The sequence below is a fragment of the Methanococcus maripaludis C5 genome (genome assembly GCF_000016125.1).
Lineage (GTDB): Archaea > AGJL01 > Methanococci > Methanococcales > Methanococcaceae > Methanococcus > Methanococcus maripaludis_D.
In genome coordinates this window covers 1,452,956-1,474,719 of record NC_009135.1, presented here as the reverse complement: position 1 = coordinate 1,474,719, position 21,764 = coordinate 1,452,956, and the positions used below count along the sequence as shown (strand labels likewise).

The window sequence follows — 21,764 nt, the reverse complement described above, 5'->3', positions numbered from 1 at the left end:
TAAAACTTAATCAAGTTTTTTAATATTATTTTTGGGTTTATATTTTGCACTACTGTGGCCGAAATGTTCTGAAAGTGGTTCCTCACAGAAATGTATTAGTTCGTTAGTGTCTTTATCGGTTATTATTTCGGTATATTTGTTATTTTCTCTATCTATTGTCATTTTCCGATGATTCCATGTACCTGACTTTTTATACGGGTCATCCCCCTGCATACATTCAAAAACTGGCTTTTTAATGCCTTCTTTTTTAAATTTGTTGCCAATCTTACTGTGCACGGTTATATTTATCGTATCTTTAAGTGTAATCATCAGTTCCTGTTTCGAACTTCCGCAGTTTGGACAGGATCGGCCTTTATCATCTAATTTTATTCCGCAATTCCCACAAAATATTTCCATCATATTTTCAACATCCGCCAATTCACAGACATTTGAAGTCACGGTTAATATCAAATTTTAAATTTATTAGTGGATTATTTCTTCAAATTCAATACATTCTTTCTTCATTATCTGTTTTATAGTTTCCACGTATTTTTCAAAATTCCCCAATTTTTTAGAATTACCAAGCTCTTTTTCAAGTAATTCTCCGACATCATCATCTTTTTGATTTTTAATCAGAAATACGACAGATCCGCCCAAAATACTTGGATTTTTCAAGATATCGTCCCTATCCCCATCAGTAATCCCGATTATTTTAACTCCAAATCTTGAAAGGATATCTCCGCAGATGGTAGTTGTATCGTCACCAACAGTCAAAACTGCGCATATTTTTTTGTTTTGTATGGTTTCTAAAACGTCTTCTCCGGCATGGTTTACAAATAAAACTTCACCTAAATCAGAATTTAAGTTATATTTGGAAATTTTTTGGTTTTTTGAAGGGTGGCGCCTTAAAAGTCCGGTTTTTACAACAACTTTTTCAAGATCGATATTTCCTAACTTTTCAACACCGTGCCATTTGACAGTTCCGCCAATAATATCTACAATATTTCCATTTTCAGAAACTATTGTAACATCTTTTTGGTTAGACCGTCCAATTATAATGCCATTTAGCATAATGGACTCATCTATATCTACACCATTTATTTTTCTAAAAGATTTAGTTCCTTCAACCCAGAAATTTAATCCCTTACTGATACACTTTTCAACGTTTAACTCGAGTTTATCTGAGATTTCATTTACTATTTTTCCTAAAATTTCATCATCTTTTGTAGTATTCCATAGTATTATTGTACCGTCAGCTTCTCCAGGCCTTTCAATCTGAATTACTGGTTTTTTAACAGTTGATCTTTCAACAACGATTTTTCCGAAAGTGTGGCCAGTAATTTTTGATTTTCCATAGTTTAAAAGGATCAAAATGTCATTATTTTCGAGTTTTTTAAGCGATTTTGATGGAACCAACTTTTCAGAAATATCGATGATATATTCAAGGGAATTATCGATTACTGCAACTCTTCCAATGGTTCCCCCTAATTTAATCTGTAAATTGATATTTTTATCTAAATTTTTTAAAATAGCAAAGATTTTTTCTGCAAATCCTGAATCAATGATTTCGGGCCCGTGTACAACAATTCCTACGTTCAAAATATCACAAAAATAAAAAATATTGAATTATTCAACGAAATTTTTTAAAATTCCAATGTTTTCAATTTCAATTTCGACAATATCTCCTTTTTCAAGCTTTCCAACTCCAGGTGGGGTTCCTGTTGAAATAATATCGTCTGGATAAAGTGTCATTATTGAAGAAACAAATTCAACAAGTTCTTCAACACTAAATATCATATTATTGGTGTTTGAATCCTGTTTTAGTTTTCCATTAACTCTTAACTGTATTTTTAAGTTATTTGCATCAATTCCTGATACTATTTTTGGACCAATTGGAGAAAAAGTATCAAAAGATTTAGCTCTTGTCCACTGCCCATCTTTTTCCTGAAGATCTCTTGCAGTAACATCATTTAAAATTGTAACTCCTTTTATGTAGTTTTTTGCATTTTCTTTTTTTACGGATTTACAGGTTTTTCCAATTACAATTGCAAGTTCAGCTTCGTAATCGATTCTTTCAGATGCTTTTGGTATTTTAATTGCTTCTTCGTTAAATATTATCGAAGAAGTGGGTTTTAAAAATATAACTGGCTCTTTTGGCAACTTCATTTTAAGTTCTTCGGCATGATCTTTGTAATTCAATCCAGCACATACTATTTTTGAAGGAGTTATATTCAAATTTTCACCCAAATTTACTTTAAAATCTGCACTTTTCCATCAACAACTTCAATTTTTACGAGAGTTTTTACTTTGTATCCTGTTTTTTCTTCAACAATGTTTTGCCCGTTTCCCCTATCGATTATACACAAAACATCCCTGATATCTGCACCAGCTCTTTTCAATGCGTTTATAATTGCAACAAGGGTTCCGCCTGTTGAGATAACATCATCGAGGATTACAACCTTGTCTCCTTTGTTTATTCCGTTTAAGTAAAGTTCTCCTTTACTGTATCCAGTTTCTTGGTGGACAGGAATTTCTCCTTCAAGTAAATATTCTCTTTTTCTCATTATAACGTAAGGAATATCTGTTGCAATTGATACTGCGGTCACAATTGGAATTCCCATCGCTTCAGCAGTCACAATTTTATCAACTTCGGTATCTATCATTTTGATAACTCTTGTTGAAATATCTCTTAATAATTCTGGTTCAACAAGTGGAACTCCATCAGATATCGGGTGTATAAAGTAGTGGTATTCTCCTCTTTTTACAATAGGACACGTTTTCAATGATTCTTCCAATAACCTGCTCATAAAATTCACCAATTTAAATTTAATTTATTTTTTAGCCGTTTCGTTTTGAGTATCGTAAATACTTTTAAATTCTGATAACATGACTTCAACAGAATATGCGGCTCTTGTTATACCCATACTTCTTGGATCAGAATCTGTTCCAACAACAAAGAAACTATCATCAATTTTAGGGTACACGAAGAACTGTCCGATCGAGCAAGAAGCCTGCTCCGGAATCGTTTCTTGAACATAGAGCATATCGACTTTGTCAGTATTTAAATTTAATTTATTTTCAATAGTTTGTAAGGCATTTTCTTTTGTCGAATTTACAAAAGAAAAGCCCATCAGGTGTTTTCCTTTTGGAGCAAGGCTTTCATCGTAGTTTGAAACGGTAGATGCCCAACAAGGATTTTCTATCCATATTTCTGAACCCAGATATGGGAAATAATTTTTTTCATCCCCTATCCAGATCGTAGTTGATTTTGTAAATTTGATATTGTTTAATTTTTCCTTATTTTTCTGAATTTTAGTTATTTTCGCCACTTTTGGTAATGTAATTGCGGGCGCAGAATAAACAATAATGTCTGATGTGTATTCTCCTTCAGAAGTTTTTACAGTGTATTTTTTACCGTTTTTTGTTATTTTTTTAACTTCTTCGTTTTTTATTCGGGTATTTACGAGTGAATAAGTTATACAATTACAGATAGACTGAACTCCTCCAACAGGATAGCCTTGCGTCGAATATCTGTGCTCAGTCATGAATTTATTGATGTATTTTTTTGATCCGTTCTTTATGGAGCTTATAAATCCTGCATTTAAAATATTAATGATCCGTTCAGTTCCAAATTTCTTTACGAGTGTTGATTTCAGCGGATTTATCTTCATATCCTTGTAGATGAATGGTAAAATATCATCTTCAGGAATATATCCTGCACCTGTAAAAAATCTCCAGAGTGGGGTGTTTTCAAGGTCTTCCCCACTTAAAAAGTAAGCAATGGTGTTGAAAAAGTCTATCGAAGTTTCACTAAGGCCCATTTCTTTTACAAAGTCATGTACTGAGGCATCTTTTGTAAAACCCATTGTCATTAAGTCCATAATTTTAGATGTGATCAAAACTTTATCTTTATTTGGAATTACGGGTGTAGTCATCCATTCATGCATCGAAACAGGTATTCTATGCAATTTATCAGTTCTTATGTAGTAATCCCCGTAATTTCTGAAATTTGGAATGTATCTAGAGTATTTATTTAAAAGTCTGATCAACGGTCCGTTATCAAGCATGGTAATTGCATGGACCCCTATATCAACAGTATATCCATCAATTTTTTCACTTCTACACAAACCGCCTACTACATCTTCTTTTTCAAATACTGTTACGTTGTGCCCTTCTTTTTCAAGTGCAAGTGCTGAAAGAAGTCCCGAAGTTCCACCGCCTACTACAATTACATCCATGGTTTCACGCATCTTTTATTCGACAATTTTCTGCTTTTTTATTCTTTCTTTAATCATTTTTCCAATCTGCATTATTTGAGCGTTTTCTAGGGGGTTAGGTGTCGTTCCAGTATTATTTTCATATATTTTTTCTGCAAGTTCCATATATATTTCACTTATTTTTTCTTCTGGAGCATATTCTATTGCAGTTTGCCCATCGATTTCGGCTTCGTTAATTATTGGGGAATTTGGAACTTTTCCAATAATGTTTGCATTTAACTGGTTTGCAAATTCACTTACAATATCAAATGCATCCATAGAGCCCCTGACATTGTATATTATTCCTCCAAGTGTACTTCCTCCACGTTTTACAAACTGGCTTATTCCACTGCAGATGTTGTTTGCCGCGTAAAGTGCCATGTAATCTGAAGAAGTTACAACGTATATCTGGTCAGCAAGGCCAATTCTAAGTGGCATTGCAAATCCTCCGCACACAACATCTCCTAAAACATCGTAAAGAACTACATCAACACCGAGTTCTTCAAAAACTTTCATTTTTTTCAAAAGGTCAATTACAACAATCACACCCCTTCCAGCGCAGCCGTATCCTGGTTTTGGACCTCCTGCTTCAACGCAGTAAATTCCATTAAATCCTTCGTAAATTATATCTTCTTTTTCAAGTAATTTCTCGCGAATTATGGTTTCAATTCCGAGTTTATCAATTCCTTTTTCTCTCAAAACATCTAAAACAGTGGGTATGTCTTCACCACTTCTTAAATTGGAGGTGCAATCGTGTTTCGGGTCGCATCCTACAACGATAACTTTTTTGCCACGTTTTGATAATGCCGCTGCTAAATTACAAACCGTAGTCGACTTTCCGATGCCACCTTTTCCGTAGAACGCAATCTGTTTCAAAATATCACCGATTAACCTAAATATGGGGGATTCTCGCAATTTAATTAAAACAATATAGTACATATAATCTAAATAACTAATATAATTTATTATGGGATTATTGATTGAAAAATCCTACTCAGAATATTTGAATTATTTAATCTAATTTTGTTTTAAAAATTGTTAGTAAAAAACAATCACTATTTTATTTAAAATTATTCGGCATTTAACTAAATTATATACATTTCCTTCGAAATTTATATATAGTTTGTCGTATCTATAATGATTAATAATGATAAATAAATTTGGGGGATAATAATGAAAACGGGAGATAAATATATACTGCTTGAAAAATATTCGGAAATGCAGCAGAAAGCTTTGGAAGATCCTGAAAAATTCTGGGGGGAGCAAGCAAAATGTTTAGAATGGGATAAAACATGGGATAACGTACTGGAGTGGAATCCACCTTACGCAAAATGGTTCAAAAGCGGCAGTTTAAATGCAAGCTATAATTGTGTTGATAGACACATAAAAGGAAACAGGAGAAATAAGGCGGCCATAATCTGTGAAAAAGAGGATGGAAGTTGTGGAATTTTAACATATTATGAATTATACCGAGAAATAAATAAATTTGCAAATGTTCTTGAGAATTTGGGTGTTGAAAAAGGGGATGTAGTCACAATATACATGCCAATGATGACCGAGGCAATTATTGCAATGCTTGCATGTTCGAGAATCGGGGTAATCCATAACGTTGTATTTTCTGGATTTTCATCAGATGCGCTTGCTGACCGGATAAACGATTCAAAATCAAAAATATTGGTGACTACAAACCTGTTGTACCGACGTGGAAAAGAGATTGAACTTAAAAAAATATTGGATAAAGCACTATTAAATTGTAATTCAATAAAACACGTAGTTTATGTAAAAAGGGGAATCGAAGAATTTAATTTAGTTTCTGGAAAAGAATACTTCTGGGATGAATTAATGGGCGGTGCTAAAAGCTACGTGGAACCTGTTCCTGTAGAATCAGATCACCCCCTATTTATTCTTTACACGAGTGGTACAACCGGAAGTCCAAAAGGAGTGGTTCACTCAACAGGGGGATATTTAACTTACGCTACAAAAACCATGGATTGGACATGGGGATTAAATGAAATGGATGTATTTTGGTGTACTGCGGACATTGGATGGATTACGGGTCACACTTACGTAGTGTATGGCCCATTATCACTTGGTGCTACGATAGTACTCTATGAAGGTGCGATAGACTACCCTGAACCCGACAGGTTATGGGGGATTGTGGAAAATCACGGAGTTACCTTACTTTACACCGCACCAACCGCGATAAGAATGCTCATGATGTACGGTGAAAAATGGGTAAATACCCACGATTTATCAACATTGAGGCTTTTAGGAAGTGTAGGGGAACCGATAAATCCAAGAGCTTGGAAATGGTACTATAAAGTAATTGGGAAAGAAAAATGCCCAATTTGTGACTGCTACTGGCAAACAGAAACCGGAGGACACATGATTTATCCTGCAATCGGAATCCAGTCAGTTCCATTAAAACCAGGTTCTGCAACGTTTCCAGGAATCGGAATTGACGTTGACGTTGTGGACAACGAAGGAAATCCCGTAGAAGCAAATATAAAAGGAAACCTTATTATAAAAAGGCCATGGCCAGGAATGCTTGCAGGGCTGTGGAATAACGATGAAAGATACCGTGCAGCATACTGGGATAGATTTAAAAACAACTTTTCAACATCTGACTATGCAATAAAGGATCAGGATGGATACATCTGGGTATTGGGACGATCTGACGAAGTATTGAATGTTTCAGGACACAGGATAGGAACAGCGGAACTCGAACACGAGCTTGTGTCAAATAAGATGGTTGCAGAGTCTGCAGTAGTTGGAAAACCTGACGATGTAAAAGGAGAAGTTCCTGTTGCATTTGTTATATTAAACGAAAGATACCGTGAACTTCCATCAAATGAAGTAAAGGCTACACTTATCCGGCATATCAGGGATACTGTTGGCCCAATTGGAACTCCTGCAATGATATTCTTCGTAAATAAGCTTCCAAAAACAAGAAGTGGAAAGATAATGAGAAGAATCTTGAAAAAACTCATAATAGGCGAAGAAATAGGCGATGTTACTACATTGGAAGATAATACGAGTCTAGAAGATGTTAAAAAAGAGCTTGAAGATTTCAAGTATGATTAAATAACTTTTTTCCTTTTTAAAACTTAATCTTTTTTATAAACATGAATATATCGTGTAAGACTTTTATGAACTCTCATTTCGTAGAATTCTACTAACTTTAAATCAAGTTCCATTTTGTTTGGGGCCGCAAATACTAAATAATCGTTATTTTTTAAAACATCAACAATTTTTTTAAATATTTCTAACATATCTCCTTTTTTCAATGTAGAAATACCATATGGGGGATCAGTTACAATCCCATCTATTTTTTCAATTCCCAATTCTTCTAAATATTTTGAAACGTTTTTAGCATCGTTTTGTTTAATTGAAATGACTTGTTTTGATAAATCATACGTTTTTAAGTTTAAAATTGCACCTTTTACCATCTGTTCGTCAATGTCACTACCAATTAATTTACATCCTAAAAATCCAGCTTCAATTAAGAATCCCCCGGTTCCGCAGAATGGATCTAAAACAATCTCTCTTTCTTTAACTCTCGATAGGTTTACAAGGCACCTTGCAAGTTTTGGCATGATGCATCCAGGATGGAAATATGCTCTTAGGTGGGGCCGGTTGTTTTGGAAATATTCAATATCTCTTTTTTCAAGAACAAGTCCCGTATATATTGTATTATCTGAAATAACAACCCTAAATGTTTTTACGGGATTTTTCAAGTTTACCTCTGCAGAAGTTTTTTTCTTTATAATTCCGCCGAGTTTTCTTTCGATTTCCATTGAATTAAACGGGCTTTCTTTTTCTAATTTCAAAACACGAACTGCAAAAGTTTCACTTTTTTCAATTGGAAAATCAAGACTTTCGGAAGTTTTGAAAAAATTATTAAGTGTTTCATCTACATTCTGGTTAATTATCGGAGTTTCTGAGAATAATAAGTGTCCTTCGTTTGTGTATCCCCCCCTACTAACCATTTTTTTTATGATATCTTTTGAAATTGAACTGTCCAATATTAAGTAATTTTTAAAGCAGTTTAAATTTCCTTCAAGATTAAAAATATCGATCAAAGCGTTTAATTCTGCCAGTGGAAGTTTTTCGTGTTCAGCACTCAACAAAAAACCTGCTTTTGTGTTTCTTAAATTCAACGTATCACCAGTAGGTTTAAATTTCAAAACATCATAGGTGTTATATTCATATATATCTTAGTGATTCTAATGAAACTTTTCATATACCATGAAAAACAGTGCGACCCAAAAAGGTGTACTGCACTAAAAATGGGAAAACTCGGGTACGCAAAGATAATTACAAATCCAAACAAAGTTCCGAGGAATTCACTTTTACTAAATCCATATTCGGAAAAGACAGTTTCCGTTGAAGATAGGGAAATTATCGAAAAATATGGAATTTTGGGATTGGACTGTTCGTGGAAACAGGCTGAAGTTGTATTTAAAAAAACAAACGCCAAGAATCAGAGGATTTTACCGTTTTTAATTGCAGGAAATCCTGTAAATTACGGAAAACCCTGTAAACTAACTACTTTGGAAGCAATAGTGGCTACCCTCTATATAGCAAACTATAAAAATGAGGCCATCTCTTTATTGAATGGTTTCAAATGGGGAAACACTTTTATAGATGTTAATAAAGAATTACTTGAACAGTATTGTGGAAAAACATCTGATGAAATCATTAGGATTCAGAACGAAATTTTAAATAACATACGAAACAGGTGAGATAATGGCATTCGAAGAAGCAATCAAAAGAGTTTTCATGAAAAAGATCTGCATGAAATGTAATTCAAGAAACTCATGGAAAGCTACAAAATGTAGAAAATGTGGATACACAAATTTAAGACCTAAAGCTAAAGAAGCTAGGGCATAATCCATTACTTTTCTTTTTTGGTCTAAATTTATATTTTATTTTACAAAATAGCTTTTTTAACGAATTATTTTCAAGATTTGTAGAACTATTTTTTTCCGATTCAAATGAATAGTAATAAATATTACACAGAATATAGGAATAAAAGTTCCTGACAGAATCGAAGAGATATCTATTCAGGCAATATGTCGGAGACTAACTTTTAACTCGGGAAAATTCCCCGAAGTTCTTTAAAAACTACCAATCAAACAAGTTAGTAGTTATTCAAAAACTGATAAGCCTAGTTTTATATGCATTCTAATTTTATACGATTTTCTCAAAAGATTTCCTAAAGTCGATTCGACGAGGTGAATTTATCGAAATTTATATAACGAGGTGATTTTATGAAAAAAGCACTAATTTTACTCGTGCTCGCCGTATTTTTAATTGGCTTTACAAAGATCACGTATGTAGATGAAGAATCTGCTGACGGAATAAACAGCCAAAAAGCGATAATGACACTTATAATTTTAGGAACTGCGGCTGTGTTATTTTTCACAGAAGCGCTTCCGTTACCTGTTACTGCAATGCTCGTTCCTGTAGCTTTAAGCTTTCCAGGGATAAATATACTGTCGAGTACGCAGGCTTTCTCAGATTTTGGAAATAAATGGGTAGTATTGTTCATGGCAGCATTTATCCTTGGTGAAGCGGTATTTAGAACAGGTTTTGCAGATAAAATCGGGCAAATGACCGTAAAAGCAGCAGGAAAAAGCCAGTTAAAATTAATGCTTCTGGTAATGCTTGCAATAGGTACAATGTCTGCATTTTTATCAAACACGGGAACAACAGCAGCATTTATACCGATTGTAATGGGAATCTGCGTTTCCGCAAGTTTAAAACCTGGAAAATTGTTAATTCCTATGGCATATGCTGCATCCCTTGGTGGAACCATGACTTTGATTGGAACTCCGCCAAACGGGCTTGTAAACGATGCACTCGAAAAATCAGGGATTGCTCCCTTTGGATTCTTCGAGTTTGCAAAAATAGGAATTTTAATATTCATTGCAGGAATATTATACTACGGTGCAATCGGGCACAAATTACTGCCCGAATCAAAAGCAAAAGCAAAAGATTTTGTTTCGGATACTTTAAAATACCGAACTAACAAGATGTGGATCGCAACGCTTGTCTTTACATTTGTTGTTTTGATGACAGCAACTGGAACGATTCCGCTCGTAACTGCATTCATGTTGGGCGCATGTATAGTTGTAACGACAGGATGTATCACGATGCAGGAAGCATTTAATAGTATTTCGTGGACAACAATATTTTTGTTCGCAGGAATGCTTCCACTTGGTACTGCAATGGCGGCAACAGGTGCTGCTACAATGATTGCAAATACGGTTATTACGTATGTTCACAGTCCGCTGGCACTTTTAGCCGCAGCATACATACTGACTGCATTAATTACGGAAGTAATGTCAAACACTGCAACAGCGGCCTTGGTAATGCCTCTTGGAATTGCCCTTGCAGACGCATTTGACGTTAGTGCAAAACCAATATTGATGGCAATCGCAGTTGCAGCATCATCATGTTTCTTAACTCCAATTGCAACACCTCCAAATATGATTATACTTGGTCCTGGAGGTTATTCATTTAAGGATTACGCAAAATCAGGATGGCCGCTTGAAATAATCTGTGCAATAATTGCAATTGTATTTATTCCACTGATCTGGCCTTTCTAACTCTTTTTTTATTTTTTTAGTAATACTAATTTTAATAAATATAATTTTCAGTATGATTTTTTTTTAATTCGTAATAATTATATAGTATAAGTGTGAAGTAATAGTATGGTTGCAACCATTTGACCATCACTAGCCATATGCGTACAAACATGATGTTAGTCTATCTATCTCTTTTAGTCACCACTCCAACTAATCGGGAAAAATTTCTATTTTTAAAATTTTTTAAAAAAGTCAATATAAAAGTTAAATTAATATGCTAAGTGCGTAAACGAGCAGAATTATCGCTGCAAAAAGTAATACTAATTTTATTGTTGTAAACACCATTTTGAATATAAACTTCAAGATCAAAAATACGATAATTGCGGCAATAATTGCAGTTATTATCCAGCCAAACAAGTTCCCACCTTAAAAAAGTTTTAAAGTTATTTTATAATCTTATCGACAATGTTTTTAAACACTTCGTCGCTTATTTCAGTACCTTCTTCTCTGGTTTCTTTAGTTTTTTTCACAATTTCCCAAAGTTCTTCTCTTGAAGCTTCAAGCCCAAGTTCTTGCAGTCTGTGTGCAACTGCTCTGCATCCGGAATGTTTTCCAAGTATAATTTTTCTTTTTTGACCTATTTTTTCAGGTAAAAACGGTTCATACGTTAAAGGATTCTCTAAAACCGCATCAACATGTATTCCGCTTTCATGGTAAAATGCCATTTCCCCAACAAGAGGTTTATTTTCGGGAATCCTAATTTTTGAATAGTTTTCAACGAGTTTCGATATTTCAGTTAGTATTTCAGTATTTAATCCCATATCGTGGTCGTAAAGTACTTTCAATGCCATTACAATTTCTTCAATTGCAGCATTTCCTGCTCTTTCGCCTATTCCGTTAACTGTTGTAGATACCGCTTTTGCTCCACCAATTAATCCGTATATCGAGTTTATAACTGCGAACCCAAAGTCGTTGTGACAGTGTACCCCGATATGTGCTTTTTTCAAGTTACTGCTTAATTCAGAGCAGATATGATACATTGCCTGTGGTGTTGCACACCCGAGGGTATCTGCAATATGCACCCTATTGGCACCGTGTTCTTCTGCATTTTTGTGGATTCTGATGAGGTCTTCAACAGGAGTTCTTGTCGCATCTTCTGCAGAGAATGCTACGAAAAGTCCGTGATCTTTTGCGTATTCAACGGCTTTCATACCCATTTCTTCGACTTCATCGAGGCTTTTGTGCAATTTGTATTTCAAATGCATTGGTGAAGCTGCAATGAATGTAATTATTCCATCAACATCACATTCAATGGCTTTATCAATATCCTCTTTTAAAACTCTTGATAACGCCAAAATTTGTGCATTTAATCCTTCGCCAGTAATTGATTTGATGGCTTTTCTCTCGTTTTCAGAAACAATTGGAAAACCCGCTTCGATCTGTTTAATTTTAAGTTCATCCAGTTTTTTGGCGATCTCAAGTTTTTGATCATGTGTAAAACAAACTCCGGGAGTCTGTTCACCATCTCTCAATGTCGTATCATACAAATAACAGTCTTTCAAATTTAATTTAGGGTTGTACGGAGATACAGCTTTCCAATCCATACTTATTCCTCCTGTTGAATAATAAAGAAATAAACTTCCACATAAATTTACTAGTTTTTATTAACTTCAAGTATGTATATGTTTTCGCCCTGTTTAACGCTTTTTAAAATTTCCGAGTTTTTAACCACTTTTCCAACGATATTTGTACCTTCAAAAGTTTCGCCTGTTGGCCCGTATTTATCGTTTGAACCTATCCTGACACCCATATATCCTTTGTATCGTTTAGCCATATTTGTAACTGCAATTATTCCAGAATCAACAGATTTTTTAGGCGTATTTTCAGGTAATAATCCTTTTGAATAGTCCCAATTCCTTTCAAACATTGAAATGTTATCGTGTCTGAAGTAAATTTTTAATGTACCGATTCTTTTTGTAGTAAGCCCGGTAGTTTTTCTAAAGTACCACGCGGTAGTTGGGGCGTCTTCATCATATATTTCAACGTATAATAATTTTTCAGGCTCAATTCCCTTTGTAGTTACTTTTTTTGATTTTAATATGTCCATCGTATATTCTGGGGATTGTTCAACGATTATAGCATCTTCATTTGTATTTCCTTCCATTTTTAATGCAATGCCCTGTTTTTCAAACAAAAGTTTCGCATCTTGTTGTGTTTTTCCAATTACATTTAATCTTTCAGGGCTCGTTTTTACAGTGATATTTCCCGAATTTGAAAAATCAACAATTTCGATTCCGTCTGTAACTTTTCCAACTACTGTATGGGATAGGGACGATACACGGCTTTCTTGATAGATATATACTTTTCCAACACCGTTTCCGATATTTCTAACAGTAATTGCTCCCCTATCTCTTTCTTCGGGGTTTTCTTCATCTATCAAAAGGGTCTGAAGTCTACAATCTGCAACGTACGTGTTCGTGTTTTCTGAAATTTCTAAAGTTCCGTTTTCCAGTATCGCAAGGGCATGTTCTGTACTTTTTGATGGGCCATCGAATTCTGCTTTACAGTAAGTGTATATTTTCCAATTATCTTGAAGTTCTGTATCTAAATCGGTAGTTATTTCGTAATCGATATTTTCTTTCGATTCTCGCATCTGTTCTATCGATATTATTTTATCATCAGCAGTCAGTGTTTTTAAAACTCGCTTTCCACCAATTAATATGCCTATTTTTGGAGTTTCAAGCCCGTATAATTCAAATACGTCTCTTTGAACGAATATCAAATTTCCTTCACTAATATCAAGTCCAGAAACACTTAAAACAACGTCCCACTTTTTAAAATTCTGTTTTGCGCTGCTTACTGGAAGTGGTATCTCGATAGATCCAAAAGATACGTCAGAAATACTTTTCCATATCAGAGATTTATCTTCAAATGATTTGTAGTTTTTATTCCAGAAATCAACTGTTTCATTTTCTTCAGTTATCCCAACTACGAATGAGCCTTTGGTAGTTTTTATCAGGTATTTTTTTGTTTCTTCCTTAACTACAGTGGAAGTTCCCTTTATAATCACGATGTTTGATCCCGGAATATAGTATTCGTCCTTAATTACGTCCTTTAAGGTTTTTCCGGATTTTGGATTATTGTTTACTAATACGTTCATATAACCAGCCCCTTTTGGCTTCTTAAATAAAATTTCAAATATGGTTATAAAATTTTCCAAAAATATATTTATACTTAAATAACAATAGTATGTTGCTAACTGTACATTATATATATGATATTTTAAATAACTTAGCGGACAGATTAATTATTGATTATTTTAATGATTTCACTGTTTTAATGGAAAAGTTAACTCATAGTATCAAATTATGCGCATACATATCAAGGAGAGAGAATATGACCGAAAATACTGAAATAAAAATATCATCCAAGGCTAAGAAGATATTAAGGTCCCAATCACACGAAATCGAACCCGTAGTTTGGGTTGGAAAGGAAGGGGTCGACAAAACCATAGAAGAAATTAAAAGGCAGATAAAAGACAAAAGCCTCATAAAAATTAAAGTAAGAAAAAGTGCACTTGAAAGTGGCGATAAAACCGAAATGGCTGAAAAAATCGCTAAAGAAACTGGTGCAGAAGTTATTAGTGTAGTTGGAAATGTTATTACTATTTTCAAGCCAAAAGAAGGCTGGAAAAAGTATTCAACAAAGAAAACAAAGAAAGAAAAGTATGTTGAAGAATTTGAAGAAATGCGGTCCAAAAAAGCACTCCTTAGGAGATAAAGTGTTATTTTAATAAAGGATGATATTTTAACCTTTTTTTCATTTTTTACTCTTTTTTTACCCTTATTTATATTGCTGAAAATCGGGGAAAGTAATATATATGGGATACGATTATTATAATAAGATTGCTCGGTCTTAAGGATTTTTAAATATTGTTTTTAATGAATCCGTTAATTGTCCAGATTATCCGAATATGAGTTACAAAAGGATGAACTGAACGTTATTATTAGAGGTGTTTACATGGTAACCGTTTACGATGTACCAGCAAACGATTTAATCGCAAAATTAGCTGAAAAATTGAAAGAAATGGGCGTAGAAGAGCCTGAATGGACAAACTTCGTTAAAACAGGAGCTCACAAAGAGAGAAGACCTGACAACGGAGACTGGTGGTACGTAAGATGTGCTGCAATATTAAGAAAAGTATACATCAACGGCCCTGTTGGTGTTGAAAGATTAAGAAGCGTTTACGGTGGAAGGAAGAACCGAGGATGCGCTCCTGAAAAATTCGTTAAAGGTAGTGGAAACATTATCAGAACAGCTTTCCAAGCTTTAGAGGCTAAAGAATTACTCGCTAAAGCTGAAACTGGTGGAAGAATTATTGCACCAAAAGGCCAATCTTTAGTAGACAACACTGCAAAAGAAGTAGCTGATTCAGTAGCACAATAATTTAATTTTATTCGAGGGGGTTTGATGAACCCAGAAGAAATAAGGCAAAGAAGACTGCAGGAAATGCAAGCAAAAGCTCAAGAGCAAGGGGCAGAAGACCCTGAAGCTCAGAGACAGGCGCAAGAGCAGCAAATGCAGTACGAAATGCAAAAACAAAAAATTCTCAGACAGATTCTTTCTGAAGATGCAAGATCGAGATTAGCAAGAATAAAACTTGCAAAACCTCAGTTTGCAGAACATGTCGAAATGCAGTTAATACAACTCGCGCAGGCAGGAAAACTTCCAGTTCCGCTCACTGACGAGTATTTTAAAGGCCTTCTCGATAGAATATACGAGATGAACAGACCTGCAAAGAAAGAAATCACGATAATGAGAAAATAATTGATTCATATGAAAGCTCACGTTTTATTCAGTGGTGGAAAAGATAGTTCACTTTCTGCCATAATTTTGCATAATCTGGGCTATGAGATTCAATTAGTAACCGTTAATTTCGGAGTTTTGGATTCATACCTTCATGCAGAAGAAACTGCCAAAATAATTGGCTATTCCCATAAAGTCGAGTTAATAGATAAGGAATTAATCGAAAAATCTGTTGACATGATTTTAAAGGATGGATATCCTGGAAACGGGATTCAGTTTGTACACAAGCAAGTTCTCGAAATAATTTCCGAGAAATACGATGTGATTGCAGACGGTACTAGAAGAGACGATCGCGTCCCAAGACTTGATCACTCTGAACTCCAGAGCCTCGAAATGAGGAAAAATATTCAGTACGTGACTCCTTTAATGGGATTTGGTCACAAAACTTTAAGAAATCTAGTTAACAATTATTTCATAATTTCTGAAAAAGAAAGTGAAGAACTTTTGAAATCAGACTATGAAACCGAAATAAGGGAGTTAATAAGGCAAAGAGGAATCGATCCGCTCGAATACTTCCCAAAACACATTCAATCAAGAGTTATTGGTTTAAAACGATAAGTTCAGAGGTGAAAAGATGGCAGGCAACAAACCTTTGGGTAAAAAAATTAGACTTGCAAAAGCTTTAAAACAGAACAGAAGAGTTCCTATGTTTGCTATTGCAAGAACAAAAGGAAGCGTTAAACAGCACCCAAAAATGAGACACTGGAGAAGAAAAAACCTTAAAAAATAATTAAAATATCTTCTTTTTTTCATCAAATTTAAAAAATAATGGAATTTAATCGAAGTTTCTTAAGTCTTTTACACGTTTTGCTTTACCTTCAAACCTTTCGAGAGTTCTAGGTTGGACTATATTTATTTTAGAGCTTAATCCAAGCACAGTTTTTAATTTATGATCTACTTTTTTGCTGATCTGTTCAAGGCAGCTGAATTTTTCGAGGAATTTTCCATCTGCAAGTTCAATATTGATAGTCATCTGGTCAAGGTGTCCGTTTTTAGTAACGATTATTTCATAGTGCGGTCCGATTTCTTCGATTCCTTCTAAAACACTTTCGATCTGTGTTGGGAATACATTTACTCCACGAATGATTAACATGTCGTCGCTTCTTCCCCTTATTTTTAGCATTCTTGCAGTAGTTCTTCCACATTCACATTTTTCGTAAGTGAGACTGGTCATGTCTTTTGTTCTGTATCTTAAAACCGGAAGAGCTTCTTTTGTAAGTGTTGTAATTACAAGTTCTCCAATTTCTCCTTCAGGGAGTACTTCGCCAGTTTTTGGGTCGATTATTTCTGCGATGAAGTGGTCTTCTGAAATATGCATTCCGCACTGGTATTCACACTCTCCAGAAACTCCTGGGCCCATTAATTCACTCATACCGTAGTTTTGGGTTGCGAGTATGCCCCATTTTGATTCAATTTCTGTTCTTGCAGATTCTGAGCATGCTTCTCCTCCGAAAAGACCTATTTTTAATTTCAAGTCTTTTTTAGGATCAATTCCCATTTTTTGTGCAACTTCTGAAATATAAAGAGCATATGATGGAGTACAGATTAAAACAGTTGTTTCAAAATCCTTCATGAGCATAATCTGTTTTTCCGTGTTTCCGCTTGACATTGGAATTACCGATGCCCCAACATTTTCAAGACCATAGTGTAACCCAAATCCCCCAGTAAAAAGTCCGTAGCCAAATGCAACTTGAGCCGTATCCTCATCAGTTACTCCTGCAGCAGTTACAACTCTAGAAATTAATTCTGCCCATGTTTTGAGGTCTTTTTTTGTGTACCCTACAACGGTAGGTTTTCCTGTGGTTCCAGAAGACGCATGAATTCTTACAACTTCTTTTTTCGGAACTGCAAACATTCCAAACGGATAATTTGCCCTAAAATCGTCTTTTACTGTGAAAGGAATTTTTTTAAGGTCATCTAACGTGGTTATATCTTCCGGTTTTAACCCTACGCTATCAAATTTTTCCTTGTAGAGAGGAACATTTTCATAAGCTTTTTTTACAGATTCTTTTAATCTTTCAAGCTGTATTTTTTTAATTTCATTTCTATCCAGTGTTTCTTCTTTGGACCAGATCAATTTGCTCTCCTCACTCTTTTTTATCCGATTTAATCTTAAATTATCAAATTCTAACGAAATTAAACAATTAATTTTACAAATAATCCTTCAAATATATGAATTATTAATATAAAAACTCAAGTTTAATTATTTATTATTTTCTAAATTAACTGAGAAATGATTCCCGATTTTTTATCGAAAATTCCAACGGATTTTTGGCTGTTTTTTGAGGTACAGAATATTAAATCTTCAAAATAACCCAATTTTTTTAGATTTGCTCCTGAGTTTGATTCAAATATTTTTCTTACCCAGTCAGATTTAGTCAAAACTCTCGCAGAAATTAATTCTTCGAATTTTTCATCAGGAATTTTTTCATCGTACTCTTTAAAAAGATAATTCGCAATAATTCCTGCCCCTATAAAATCTTCGATTGCAAAATTTCCTTTCCTGTGGCACGGAACGAGCATTATTCCTTTTTTATTTTTTTTTGCAATACTGTAAGCTTTTTTTGCAACTTCCTCCGCGTTTGTAATTGAACCGATTAAAATATGTTCTGAAGAGATATTTTCAAGAACTCGCGTTCCATTTGTTGTGGTCAATACTATATTTCCGCCATTATTTGCATGCTCTTTTATTAAATTTTTATTCACAATTAATTCAACAGGAGAATTTCCAAAATCGAATCCTTCAATTTTTTGGGCGTTTCTTTCTCCGATTTTAATAGAATTTTCTATTTTTTCAGCTTTTTCGAGACTGTCTGTTATATATATCTTGTCACATAACTCAAGTAGTGTACAAATGGTGGTAGATGCCCTTAAAACATCGATTATGATAACGCAGTAATCACTAAAATCAACTGTTTTTGGGTTTTCATCGCTACCAAAAAAATCAAAAGAAATTGAAATTTTCATTTAGTTCACCGTGATAATATGGATCTTAGTAGTATATGGATTTTTGAGTATTTAGGGATAATTTCATCAATATTAATTGTTTTAGCAATTCTTTTATTGTTAACTGCAATTGTTCTTGGATATTATCTTTTAAAGAAGAATAAAATCTTGTTTCCTAAACTATCACTATATATTACAAATAACTTTTATTCCATTCTATTAAGAATGTTTCTACTGATCGGAACGGAAGATACATTTTACAACGTTGCGAGTGACTTTTACAATAAGTACTACTGCGAAGAATTTAAAAAAGCAAAAAATAAAGTTTTAATCCTTCCGCACTGTTTGAGGGACTTAAAATGCCCCGGAAAACTCGGACCCGATGGGGTAGAGTGTATATTCTGCGGAAAATGTCCAATTGGTAAAATAATAAATGTTGCTGAAGAAAATGGATACAAAACTTATGTGGTTCCCGGTTCTACTTTTTTAAAGAGAGTTTTAAAAGAGAAACGGCCAGACGGAGTTTTCGCAGTAGCGTGCCATAACGACATGTTTCACGGAATGAACTCACTTTCAAGAAAGAATATACCTATTCAAGGACAGCTTTTAATGAAGGATGGATGTATTTCAACACTCGTGGATGTTGAAGAATTAATTAGTCGACTAAAAAATGAACCATGTTAATTAAAAACCTATAAAAACGTGTAACTACTAAGTATCTTAGATTATCAATAAGGTGATATTTTGGTATTATCTAAATTAAAGGAATCATTGAAAGGAATTACTACTAAAAAACTCGAAAAAGAAAACGGAACCAAGTACATCATGTTTGGTGGAAAAGGTGGAGTTGGAAAAACTACAATGAGTGCCGCTACAGGTATTTACTGTGCAGAACAAGGCATGAAAACAGTTGTAGTTTCAACAGACCCTGCTCACTCATTAAGAGACAGCTTTGAACAGTCATTTGGTCACGAACCAACCAAAGTAAATGGCATGGAAAACTTATACGTTGTAGAAATCGATCCAGAAGCTGCAATGTCAGAATACAAAGAAAAATTAAAATCACAAATGGACGAAAACCCAATGATGGGTGGAATGCTCGAAGATCAATTAGAAATGGCTTCATTATCCCCTGGAACCGATGAAAGCGCAGCATTCGATGTATTTTTAAAATACATGGACAGTGATGAATTCGATGTAGTTGTATTCGATACAGCACCAACAGGACACACTTTAAGATTCTTAGGACTTCCAGAAATCATGGACAAATATATGACAAAAATGATCAAGCTCAAAAAACAGATGAGCGGTTTCATGAAGATGATGAATAAAGTCATGCCATTCGGCGGTAAAGGCGAAGATGTCGATTATGACAAGGCATTAGACGAAATGGACGAAATGAAAGCAAGAATTACAAAAGCAAGAGGAATTTTGGCAAACCCTGAAAGAACAGCATTCAGACTTGTTGTAATTCCTGAAGAAATGAGTATTTTAGAAAGTGAAAGAGCAATGCAAGCTTTGAACAAGTTTAAAATACCTGTAGATTCAGTTGTAGTTAACCAGATTATCCCTGAAGACGTAGAGTGTGACTTCTGTAGAGCAAGAAGAAGCTTACAGGAAAAAAGACTTGAACTTGTAAACGAAAAATTCGGCGACAAAGTTATTGCAAACCTTGAATTATTGAGAACTGAAGCAAAAGGACTCGACGTTTTGAAAGATATTGCACACAAACTCTACGGAGAAGCTAAATCCGAAGAAGAAAAAGAAGTAATTGTAGCTTAATTAAATAAAATACTTTTTTTATTTTTTTTAAAATTAAAAGATTAAATTAAAGTCCGTTAGCTCTATCGAGGACTATATCTATAATTCTATCATCTGCACCCATCGGTTTTCTGTACACTAATTCAACACCTTCTGGAATTTCAACAGCTGTCGTGTCGTGATGATGGTGATGGTGTTCGCAATCGTGGTCGTGATGATGGTGATGTCCCCCTTCATCATCTCCTTCGTAAATTCCGAGTATTTTTGGGATATCTCTTTCAGTATGGTTTCCTGGAGCTAAAAATACGGGAGTTACAGTTACTTTTTTAGCGCCTGCATCAATTACCTTTTTTATTGCTTCAGGGATTGTAGGTTCGTTGAATTCCATCATACCAACTTCTACAATGTCGTAAATTCCTCTAGCTTTTATTTTTTCAGCAACTTCCATAACAACGTTTTTTGAGTGGGGGAGTCTGCTACCGTGGCCTACCAAAACCAATGCTTCCATAATATGCACCTGTAATATTTTTGAATTCATTTTTAATATTTAGGATTATTTTACATTACAGCCATATATAGCTTACGTTTTAAATCGAAATTATTCGATAACTGCCCTTTCAAACGTATACATGGCCAAAATTACGAGAGAAATGCTGAGAATTACTAAAATCGAAACATCAAGCATAATTGGAAATCTCGAAAACCCTGCCAAGAAATATCTTGCAGAATCAACAGCATAGGTTAATGGATTTATATGTGCTAAAAATTTCATCCAAGTCGGCATTGCATCTATTGGATAAAATGCACCGCTCAAAAATATTAATGGCTGCATCAAAAGTCCAAATATCAAATGAAAACCTTCCTGACTGTTTATTTTTAATCCTAACGTCATTCCGACACTCGCAAACGCTATGGCCAGAACAAAACTCGTAAAAACTACTGGAATCATTCCATATGGATTTAATGATACCAAAGAAAGGCTCAATACCATTATCAAAAGACCTTGAACGAGTGCTGTAAGGGCGTCCCCCATAATTCTACCCAAAATTGCTTCGCTTCTCGAAGTTGGAGCAACAAGGGTTTCTTTTAAAAATCCAAACTGTTTATCCCATATAACCGTAACACCGCTGATGAAACTTCCGCTAAATACTGTCATTGAAACGACTCCGGGAATTAAATAGGTCAGGTAGTCAACTCCACCAAATATTTCTATTGCTGCAGGGAAATCAAAGGCCCTGCTCCATCCAATTCCAAAGAAAACCAGCCAAACTAACGGGTTTAGTAAGGAGCCAATTACTCTAGATCTTGCGCGGGTAAATCTTCTAAGTTGTCTGTAAAGCATAGCTGAAAACGCGTCCATATT

The 21,764-nt window shown here is 34.5% G+C and carries 25 protein-coding genes; 11 read left to right on the top strand and 14 right to left on the bottom strand.

The window, feature by feature from the left end:
• Nucleotides 1–6 precede the first annotated feature (6 nt).
• From MMARC5_RS07780 to nifH, 6 genes are all read right to left on the bottom strand, one after another.
• Entirely contained in the window at nt 7–399 is a 393-nt protein-coding gene (locus tag MMARC5_RS07780; protein WP_011869277.1) for a hypothetical protein, read from the bottom strand.
• A 63-nt stretch (nt 400–462) separates the two neighbouring features.
• Nucleotides 463–1,578 (bottom strand): DUF2117 family protein, encoded by a 1,116-nt coding sequence (locus tag MMARC5_RS07775; RefSeq protein WP_011869276.1) that lies wholly within the window; start codon nt 1,576–1,578, stop codon nt 463–465.
• A 27-nt stretch (nt 1,579–1,605) separates the two neighbouring features.
• On the bottom strand, nt 1,606–2,214 hold the full coding sequence (locus tag MMARC5_RS07770) for a fumarylacetoacetate hydrolase family protein (RefSeq protein ID WP_011869275.1): 609 nt from the start codon (nt 2,212–2,214) through the stop codon (nt 1,606–1,608).
• A gap of 14 nt (nt 2,215–2,228) precedes the next feature.
• Nucleotides 2,229–2,786 carry a hypoxanthine/guanine phosphoribosyltransferase gene (gene hpt, locus MMARC5_RS07765; RefSeq protein ID WP_011869274.1) on the bottom strand — a complete coding sequence of 186 codons (558 nt, stop codon included), beginning with the start codon at nt 2,784–2,786 and terminating at the stop codon, nt 2,229–2,231.
• A gap of 24 nt (nt 2,787–2,810) precedes the next feature.
• Nucleotides 2,811–4,217, bottom strand: a complete 1,407-nt coding sequence (locus MMARC5_RS07760) for an FAD-dependent oxidoreductase (RefSeq protein WP_011869273.1) — start codon at nt 4,215–4,217, stop codon at nt 2,811–2,813.
• A 15-nt stretch (nt 4,218–4,232) separates the two neighbouring features.
• Nucleotides 4,233–5,111 (bottom strand): nitrogenase iron protein, encoded by an 879-nt coding sequence (nifH, locus tag MMARC5_RS07755; RefSeq protein ID WP_048058523.1) that lies wholly within the window; start codon nt 5,109–5,111, stop codon nt 4,233–4,235.
• Between the two features lie 297 nt (nt 5,112–5,408).
• Here nifH and acs point away from each other — a divergent pair, with 297 nt between their 5' ends.
• Nucleotides 5,409–7,319: an acetate--CoA ligase gene (gene acs, locus MMARC5_RS07750; protein WP_011869271.1), complete on the top strand. Its 1,911-nt coding sequence runs from the start codon at nt 5,409–5,411 to the stop codon at nt 7,317–7,319.
• Between the two features lie 23 nt (nt 7,320–7,342).
• Here acs and MMARC5_RS07745 read toward each other — a convergent pair whose 3' ends face one another.
• Nucleotides 7,343–8,395 carry a DNA methyltransferase gene (locus MMARC5_RS07745; RefSeq protein WP_011869270.1) on the bottom strand — a complete coding sequence of 351 codons (1,053 nt, stop codon included), beginning with the start codon at nt 8,393–8,395 and terminating at the stop codon, nt 7,343–7,345.
• 69 nt (nt 8,396–8,464) lie between these two features.
• On the opposite strand from MMARC5_RS07745, the gene MMARC5_RS07740 reads away from it, so the two are divergent.
• The 3 genes from MMARC5_RS07740 to MMARC5_RS07730 all read left to right on the top strand — a co-directional run bounded on the left by MMARC5_RS07740 (nt 8,465) and on the right by MMARC5_RS07730 (nt 10,849).
• Nucleotides 8,465–8,980: a DUF367 family protein gene (locus MMARC5_RS07740; protein WP_011869269.1), complete on the top strand. Its 516-nt coding sequence runs from the start codon at nt 8,465–8,467 to the stop codon at nt 8,978–8,980.
• 4 nt (nt 8,981–8,984) lie between these two features.
• Nucleotides 8,985–9,128 (top strand): 50S ribosomal protein L40e, encoded by a 144-nt coding sequence (locus MMARC5_RS07735; RefSeq protein WP_011170095.1) that lies wholly within the window; start codon nt 8,985–8,987, stop codon nt 9,126–9,128.
• A gap of 380 nt (nt 9,129–9,508) precedes the next feature.
• Nucleotides 9,509–10,849 carry an SLC13 family permease gene (locus MMARC5_RS07730; RefSeq protein ID WP_011869268.1) on the top strand — a complete coding sequence of 447 codons (1,341 nt, stop codon included), beginning with the start codon at nt 9,509–9,511 and terminating at the stop codon, nt 10,847–10,849.
• A 243-nt stretch (nt 10,850–11,092) separates the two neighbouring features.
• On the opposite strand, the gene MMARC5_RS09775 is transcribed toward MMARC5_RS07730, so the two are convergent.
• From MMARC5_RS09775 to mmp3, 3 genes are read right to left on the bottom strand one after another with little or no spacing between them, the layout of a single operon-like run.
• Nucleotides 11,093–11,245, bottom strand: a complete 153-nt coding sequence (locus tag MMARC5_RS09775) for a hypothetical protein (protein ID WP_196793253.1) — start codon at nt 11,243–11,245, stop codon at nt 11,093–11,095.
• 26 nt (nt 11,246–11,271) lie between these two features.
• Nucleotides 11,272–12,432, bottom strand: coding sequence for a homocitrate synthase family protein (locus MMARC5_RS07725; RefSeq protein WP_011869267.1), 1,161 nt, complete (start codon nt 12,430–12,432; stop codon nt 11,272–11,274).
• 50 nt (nt 12,433–12,482) lie between these two features.
• The gene (gene mmp3, locus MMARC5_RS07720) at nt 12,483–13,988 is read right to left on the bottom strand and encodes a methyl-coenzyme M reductase-associated protein Mmp3 (RefSeq protein WP_011869266.1); all 1,506 of its coding nucleotides are present in this window, start codon (nt 13,986–13,988) and stop codon (nt 12,483–12,485) included.
• Nucleotides 13,989–14,224: 236 nt separating this feature from the next.
• Between mmp3 and yhbY the strand changes: the two genes are divergently transcribed.
• The 5 genes from yhbY to MMARC5_RS07695 all read left to right on the top strand — a co-directional run bounded on the left by yhbY (nt 14,225) and on the right by MMARC5_RS07695 (nt 16,424).
• Complete coding sequence (gene yhbY / locus MMARC5_RS07715) at nt 14,225–14,608, top strand: ribosome assembly RNA-binding protein YhbY (protein WP_011869265.1); 384 nt, start codon at nt 14,225–14,227, stop codon at nt 14,606–14,608.
• 240 nt (nt 14,609–14,848) lie between these two features.
• Nucleotides 14,849–15,274: a 30S ribosomal protein S19e gene (locus tag MMARC5_RS07710; protein WP_011869264.1), complete on the top strand. Its 426-nt coding sequence runs from the start codon at nt 14,849–14,851 to the stop codon at nt 15,272–15,274.
• Nucleotides 15,275–15,298: 24 nt separating this feature from the next.
• Nucleotides 15,299–15,655, top strand: coding sequence for a DNA-binding protein (locus MMARC5_RS07705; RefSeq protein WP_011869263.1), 357 nt, complete (start codon nt 15,299–15,301; stop codon nt 15,653–15,655).
• Nucleotides 15,656–15,664: 9 nt separating this feature from the next.
• Nucleotides 15,665–16,252 (top strand): DUF7411 family protein, encoded by a 588-nt coding sequence (locus MMARC5_RS07700; protein ID WP_011869262.1) that lies wholly within the window; start codon nt 15,665–15,667, stop codon nt 16,250–16,252.
• Between the two features lie 16 nt (nt 16,253–16,268).
• Nucleotides 16,269–16,424 (top strand): 50S ribosomal protein L39e, encoded by a 156-nt coding sequence (locus MMARC5_RS07695; protein WP_011170103.1) that lies wholly within the window; start codon nt 16,269–16,271, stop codon nt 16,422–16,424.
• Between the two features lie 45 nt (nt 16,425–16,469).
• Here the strand turns inward: MMARC5_RS07695 and MMARC5_RS07690 are convergent, their stop codons facing one another.
• Both MMARC5_RS07690 and comB read right to left on the bottom strand, forming a co-directional pair.
• Nucleotides 16,470–17,771, bottom strand: a complete 1,302-nt coding sequence (locus tag MMARC5_RS07690; RefSeq protein ID WP_011869261.1) for a phenylacetate--CoA ligase family protein — start codon at nt 17,769–17,771, stop codon at nt 16,470–16,472.
• A 140-nt stretch (nt 17,772–17,911) separates the two neighbouring features.
• Complete coding sequence (gene comB, locus MMARC5_RS07685) at nt 17,912–18,661, bottom strand: 2-phosphosulfolactate phosphatase (RefSeq protein WP_011869260.1); 750 nt, start codon at nt 18,659–18,661, stop codon at nt 17,912–17,914.
• Nucleotides 18,662–18,679: 18 nt separating this feature from the next.
• On the opposite strand from comB, the gene MMARC5_RS07680 reads away from it, so the two are divergent.
• Both MMARC5_RS07680 and MMARC5_RS07675 read left to right on the top strand, forming a co-directional pair.
• The gene (locus tag MMARC5_RS07680) at nt 18,680–19,324 is read left to right on the top strand and encodes a DUF116 domain-containing protein (RefSeq protein WP_011869259.1); all 645 of its coding nucleotides are present in this window, start codon (nt 18,680–18,682) and stop codon (nt 19,322–19,324) included.
• A 60-nt stretch (nt 19,325–19,384) separates the two neighbouring features.
• A complete protein-coding gene (locus MMARC5_RS07675; RefSeq protein ID WP_011869258.1) occupies nt 19,385–20,422 on the top strand; it encodes a TRC40/GET3/ArsA family transport-energizing ATPase in 1,038 nt (345 codons plus the stop codon).
• Nucleotides 20,423–20,468: 46 nt separating this feature from the next.
• On the opposite strand, the gene cfbA is transcribed toward MMARC5_RS07675, so the two are convergent.
• Together cfbA and MMARC5_RS07665 are read right to left on the bottom strand one after the other, a co-directional pair.
• Nucleotides 20,469–20,939, bottom strand: coding sequence for a sirohydrochlorin nickelochelatase (cfbA, locus tag MMARC5_RS07670; RefSeq protein WP_081430841.1), 471 nt, complete (start codon nt 20,937–20,939; stop codon nt 20,469–20,471).
• A 60-nt stretch (nt 20,940–20,999) separates the two neighbouring features.
• Nucleotides 21,000–21,761 (bottom strand): ABC transporter permease, encoded by a 762-nt coding sequence (locus MMARC5_RS07665; protein ID WP_011869256.1) that lies wholly within the window; start codon nt 21,759–21,761, stop codon nt 21,000–21,002.
• Nucleotides 21,762–21,764 lie beyond the last annotated feature (3 nt).